The sequence below is a fragment of the Paenibacillus popilliae ATCC 14706 genome, from assembly GCF_000315235.1.
Taxonomy (GTDB): domain Bacteria; phylum Bacillota; class Bacilli; order Paenibacillales; family Paenibacillaceae; genus Paenibacillus_B; species Paenibacillus_B popilliae.
In genome coordinates, this window is sequence record NZ_BALG01000044.1 from 1 (window position 1) to 5,261 (window position 5,261).

The following is a 5,261-nucleotide window of genomic DNA, read 5'->3' on the forward strand; positions in this document are numbered from 1 at the left end:
GCACATGGATGCTAGCTACCTTTTTATTTGCATACTCCTTGGCATTAGCCTCCGCTTGGTTAGCCTTAGCCTGCGCTCCCGATGGGGTTTCGGCGCCGATAGATTCGGGCGTGATTGCCTGCACACTTTGATCTGTGTGTTTTCTGGCGTCTTTCAGCGCCTTCGCTACGTCATCCTTCTCCGCCGCCTTTTCCTGCAGTTCCTGTAACGCTTCGTAGGTTGTGAACATCTGCCAGTTAAAATAATCAGCCGGCGGGCGATCATTGGCCGCCCACCCCGACTCCTTTTTGCTCTCTGGCGGTTCGACTCCTTTTGCAAGCCATTTCGGTGGTTGTTTTTCGAATGTCACCCCTAAAACCTCCTCTTAAATCGGCAAATCATTATCGTCGCCCTGCAACACGGCTCCCAGGCGGCCGCCAGTGGTCTGCACCAAGTCTGCAAACCCACTCGCCGGATCTGCAGAGTCCCCGATAGCACCAAATGAAAACGTGCCGGCGAGCTCAACCGCATCAACCCGCACCCCCGCCGCTACCGTTCGCTGTATGATACAGGCAAACTGTTCAAGGCTGATGCCCGACGCATTGACACGGTCAAGTGGCAAACGCATAAGCGAGATTGCGGCAGGCTCCGGCTCTACTGGATCCGTGTACTTTTCGCAGATCTCAATCTCCGAGTAAGGCGCACCAACCGCTACAGAGATGACCCGGATGACGGTATCAATATCACCCTTGGATAGATTCCGGGCAATTTTTGACTTGAGCAATACGCGATATACATCGTCGCTCGCCGCCCCACGCGGCTGTACGACATTTGTACCGATGCGATCCAGCGTCGTCCCCTCGGCCTTGTCGATATCCCGCCACGTCAGCATACGCTGTTGCGTATCTTGCAGCCGTTCCAATTCGGCCGCGATGATGCTCATCAGTTTGCCGATATTGCTGCCCTCATCCTTGCGATAGACGTCTGTCAGCCGGGATATTAAGTCTTGGAGCAAAGTCATGATACAAGCACCTCTATCTGTTTTGCTGCCGTTTGGGCGACACGCTGCTGCGCAATTGTGACATTGTCCTCGCGCCATGTCGAGCCGTCGTCTGTTGATAGCTTTACCTGTGCATCGATAACCCCCTCAATCGCGAGCACGGTAGCCAGCAGGCGTGAATAAATGACTGCGGCCCCCATAGTCAACCCGGCATATATTTGTCCGTCCGTATCCTCGCCGCCGATATACTTGACCAGCGCCGTCCGCACTCGATCCGCCCCGTCTACCGGGTAGCTGCTGTTTTTAATAATGGTCACACGTAGCGCCAGCGCAATGGTCTGCGCATACGAAAAACGGACTGTATGCGGATACCCCGCCAAGTCCGTAACCGTGACGCTCTCTGTGCCATACGACTCAATGCCCGCTGCCTTTTTGCTAAATATCGCCGCCCCGATATCGGTCGACTGCCCACCGAGTACATACGCCTCAAACGATTTCGGTGGCCGTCCGGCGCCATCCGGTGTGCTGGCATTGTTTTCTACAACCACCGCCGCCCGGACTCCAGGCACCGCAAGCAATGCCCCGCGTATGCTGTCCACCGTACCAGCTCCGCTTGCGGATACGGACATCGAAAAGCGCTCGCGGAATTCAATGTCCGTTTCCTTTTCCCGACCGCCACGCATCGATGCCGGATTGGTCACCGCCATCACGTCCGCATTGGGATTGACAATGTCGATGATCGTCCCTGCAGCGACATTGCCGGCTTGGCCCGGATCGACTGCCGTAATTGGCACCTGTACCGTACCATTTGCGCCGATTGCTGCGTCAGAGTCCGTCTCAAAGTACCGATCACCTGCAGCAATCCGGAATCCAGCCGGCACGATATAGCCCGCTGTCCCGGTCAGCACGACGGAGCCGACAGCATACTGCTCGCCGATCCGGCTGATGCCAACATACGGCCCTAACCTGTCCAAAGCCGTCCCTTCCGCTGTATTGACATAGGCGGAGTTGTAAACGTCCTCGGTATCTTGCCATAGCCGGGCCAGCACCCAGGCCACGATACGCAAGATGATGCCCAGCGGCGACCGGGCAGACGTGTTGATCGTCTCCCCAAACGTCTCTTTTGCTTTACTTTCCATGCTGGCATAAACGTCCTCAAACCGCTCACGCTTAAAACCTGTCCTATCCAACATTGATATCTATTTCCTCCGTCAATATCTCGCCGTCCGTCGTCGCGAGTGTGAATATGACGTTCTGCTGCCGTGTCGTGCGATTTTGCCTGATTTGGATGTCGTCCACAGAGTCGATAAATTCCAGTTGGTGCAGCCCGTCGCGCAGCTCCTCAGTCATCTCTTCTACGACTGGATTTTTACCCAAAAACAGGCCAAAATCAATGCCCATATCCGGATCCAAAAACCACTCGCCTTGATTGGTCCCAAGATTAATGCGGACGCATTGCACTCGCTCCTCCTGGCCATCAACCATGACCAGTTCATCATTTTGAAATACCAGGTCGCCATCGACCAACAATAGTGACCGCATCAATACCACCCCCTCATAGTGATGCCGGGAACACCCCGATGATCACCCCATCATTTTTGTCGTGCTGTCTCATGCTGTCGGGGCTGGACACGCTGCCGGAGAGTCCGTTTTTAATCTCCTGATCCGCAAATACCACAAACACCACATCACCGGCGCGCAGCGCGGGCTTGTAGCTCCTCTCCTCCCCATTGACTAAAAACCGTTGCCCCAAGGCAATCACATTTTGGATAGGGGCTGGATCGCCCTGGCCGGAACGTATCAGGGGCTGCACGGTTGCTTTACAGGCGGCCCTGTCAAAGGTCAGCACCCGGCAGATCGTGGAGACATGAATGACGCCTAACTGTTTGCCGGACATCTCCGACAACAACCTGGCCAACGCGCCAGCAGGGTCAACCAGTCTCACAAGATCGCCTCCACCGATGTTGTAAAGTCACCCGTCCGGCTAAAGGCATGCGCGCCGCTGCGTACATAAAGACGGCCCGTAAACGCCTCGCTTTTGAGGTCGATTGCCGATGCCGTCGTGATACGGTACTGTAGTTGTGATGTGAGCCGGTATCCCTTGCTGTGCTCCTCTTTTTGATATTCCGGGATTCCGATCAACCCGGAATCAGCGCTGAGCTGGAATAGCTTATCCTTGCCTCGCCCGTGCTTAAGACTACGGATGTACAGCTTACCCTTGTTAATGTACACGCTAGTTTTGCAGTCCTCCGCGACTTTGCTGATGATTTCCGTCGCTGCTCCGTTGGCCGTGTACCCCTCTGTATAGCGGTAATCTTTCGTTAGATCAAATTGCGCGATGGGCAGGCCGATTTTGGCCGCCATGGACTTGATGATATAGCTGGCGAGCGTCCCGTTTTTAAAGCTAACATCTTTGACCTCTCTTTTGCTGAGGTCTACGCCGTCAAGCACGTGGATCGTTGTAATCCGATCCATGCCCTCCCGTGTCGTCCGGATGGATGACACACGGCCATTCAGGATTACCCCGACATCGCCCTTATATCCGGCGTTGACGACCAGCGTGCTGTTGCGTTTGATTTTGTTGACCGTCGTTTGCTTGAGATTCCAGATTTTTATCTCGGATTCGTTCGGCAACGGATCATCGTCAAACGGTACAGTCCCCTCTATCGCATAATCGGCCATCGAAAACTTTATACCGCCAACCATGACCTCCACAACTCGACCAAAGTTACACATCCTCCTCCATCGCCTCCTCGTCGATAACATATAAAAAAACACGCTCCGACAGTGTGTCCCAATTGACTACCTGACTATCGCCGGACAAATCCAACGGCAGTAATGGATACGCGGGGGATCGCGAATCCTGAATATCACCAAACAACGGCACGCCGTAAACCATCTTGACGCCTACGGCCAGCACTTCGTTGTCTAGCTCCAGGTCGACCGTAAAAAAATCATGTTCAGCGTTGTAATGCACTTCAAACGTAAATGTTTCCTCGTCGATTTCAATATCAAAGCGGTAGGGAATTAATTCTTTTTCAATATCTACATAGTTCATGTCGCCCACTTACTTCCCGGCTTAAATTTGACTTTCTGCGTCTTTTCCTTGCTCGTGCTTTTTATTATTTTGGTCTTGCCTGCGCCCTTCTTTTTTTGCTTTTTAGTGCCAGCCTTTACGATTAAGGCGGCTTGTGATCGTACCGGCGCGGGCAATTTACTGGCTCTGGATGCCTTGGCAATGCGAATTTCGCGCATCATAAAGGATATGCTGTAGCCGTTGGCAATCGAATAGGTGTGTGTCGTGGCCAATTCGGTAATGACACCGGAAAACGCAATGCGGCCCACATACTTGACGATTTTGCCAGTATCCGATGCCTTGCGCAGATACGCCAGCACTTTGGCCGCGTCAGGGCCAACAACATAACCGCTGACCCCCATCGTCCTGGCCTGGCGCTGGACATGGTCTGTCAGGTTGACGCCTTTTTCGACCGGTTGTTCCGTGACGTCCACCGGATAGCTTGGGTTTTCAGACTCTACCAGGATGTAATGTTTGTCTATCTTTGCCACTATCGCACCTCCGCGTTGAGGATGCGGCCAGTACCCTCAAGGATATCCTGTATCTGGTGCTTGACCACCGCACCGATGTTTTGCGCCGCTGCGGTGCCAGCGTCGCCGCCACTCACATTGACGGAGATATTAAATATCATTGTTTGGCTTGGTGCCGCGTTACGTGTCTGCGCTGCCGGTGTAGGCGAGCCATTTGGATAGCGTGGTGCATCAAGCAGTGCCTGTAGCTTAGACAACGGTAAAACCGCCTCGTCCTCTTTCCCTTCGCCAATCAAGGCCAAGGTTGCTTCAGTCGCAATTCCGCCTTTTGCTAAATGCGGGATATTAGGGATGCTGACGCCGAAGGTTTCCCCGCCTCCTGCCCAGCCAGGCACCCAATCCGGGACATCGAAGCTGATGCTATTAAGTCCATCAATTAGATAGTTTATCCCGTCGATTATGGTATTGATAAAGCCGGTAAAACTACCCTTAATGCCTTCCCACAAGCTTCCAAACCATTTTTTCATCCCACCGAAGGCTGTTTTTATAGCCGTAAAAGCCTCGCCGAAGATATCACCAAACCACTCACCGACTACCGCAAATACCACTTTAATCTTGTCCCAAACTCCAGAAAGCCAAGAGACTACAACACCAAAAGCGGTTTTAATAGCCTCAAATGCTTGTCCATAAATATAGGCGTAAAAAGATACTACCGCCATAAAGACATTTTTTATGC

7 protein-coding genes and 2 pseudogenes are annotated in these 5,261 nt (G+C 53.1%); all 9 read right to left on the bottom strand.

Translation table 11 applies throughout. The features are described from left to right. Positions 1-349: pseudogene (locus tag PPOP_RS05180) on the bottom strand (hypothetical protein); the annotation flags it as partial. Positions 350-364: 15 nt separating this feature from the next. Next, complete coding sequence (locus PPOP_RS05185) at positions 365-1,000, bottom strand: hypothetical protein (protein WP_006285042.1); 636 nt, start codon at positions 998-1,000, stop codon at positions 365-367. Continuing rightward, on the bottom strand, positions 997-2,118 hold the full coding sequence (locus PPOP_RS05190) for a baseplate J/gp47 family protein (protein ID WP_234399688.1): 1,122 nt from the start codon (positions 2,116-2,118) through the stop codon (positions 997-999). Before PPOP_RS05190 ends, PPOP_RS05185 begins: the two co-directional genes overlap by 4 nt. A gap of 43 nt (positions 2,119-2,161) precedes the next feature. After that, on the bottom strand, positions 2,162-2,521 hold the full coding sequence (locus PPOP_RS05195) for a contractile injection system sheath initiator (protein WP_006285044.1): 360 nt from the start codon (positions 2,519-2,521) through the stop codon (positions 2,162-2,164). Between the two features lie 13 nt (positions 2,522-2,534). After that, on the bottom strand, positions 2,535-2,924 hold the full coding sequence (locus PPOP_RS05200) for a Gp138 family membrane-puncturing spike protein (protein WP_006285045.1): 390 nt from the start codon (positions 2,922-2,924) through the stop codon (positions 2,535-2,537). Beyond that, entirely contained in the window at positions 2,921-3,715 is a 795-nt protein-coding gene (locus tag PPOP_RS05205) for a phage protein (RefSeq protein WP_006285046.1), read from the bottom strand. Before PPOP_RS05205 ends, PPOP_RS05200 begins: the two co-directional genes overlap by 4 nt. Beyond that, positions 3,708-4,037 (bottom strand): phage baseplate plug family protein, encoded by a 330-nt coding sequence (locus PPOP_RS05210; protein ID WP_006285047.1) that lies wholly within the window; start codon positions 4,035-4,037, stop codon positions 3,708-3,710. The genes PPOP_RS05205 and PPOP_RS05210 overlap by 8 nt, the downstream gene beginning before the upstream one ends. Further along, entirely contained in the window at positions 4,034-4,546 is a 513-nt protein-coding gene (locus tag PPOP_RS05215; RefSeq protein ID WP_006285048.1) for a phage baseplate protein, read from the bottom strand. Before PPOP_RS05215 ends, PPOP_RS05210 begins: the two co-directional genes overlap by 4 nt. Further along, positions 4,546-5,261 (bottom strand): annotated as a pseudogene (locus PPOP_RS22540) (hypothetical protein); the annotation flags it as partial. The pseudogene PPOP_RS22540 and the gene PPOP_RS05215, both read right to left, overlap by 1 nt.

Excerpts from the sequence above, each read along its gene's own strand:
- PPOP_RS05185 (WP_006285042.1), bottom strand. The coding sequence starts at position 1,000 with ATGACTTTGCTCCAAGACTTAATATCCCGGCTGACAGACGTCTATCGC.
- PPOP_RS05190 (WP_234399688.1), bottom strand. The coding sequence starts at position 2,118 with ATGGAAAGTAAAGCAAAAGAGACGTTTGGGGAGACGATCAACACGTCT.
- PPOP_RS05195 (WP_006285044.1), bottom strand. The coding sequence starts at position 2,521 with ATGCGGTCACTATTGTTGGTCGATGGCGACCTGGTATTTCAAAATGAT.
- PPOP_RS05205 (WP_006285046.1), bottom strand. The coding sequence starts at position 3,715 with ATGTGTAACTTTGGTCGAGTTGTGGAGGTCATGGTTGGCGGTATAAAG.
- PPOP_RS05210 (WP_006285047.1), bottom strand. The coding sequence starts at position 4,037 with ATGAACTATGTAGATATTGAAAAAGAATTAATTCCCTACCGCTTTGAT.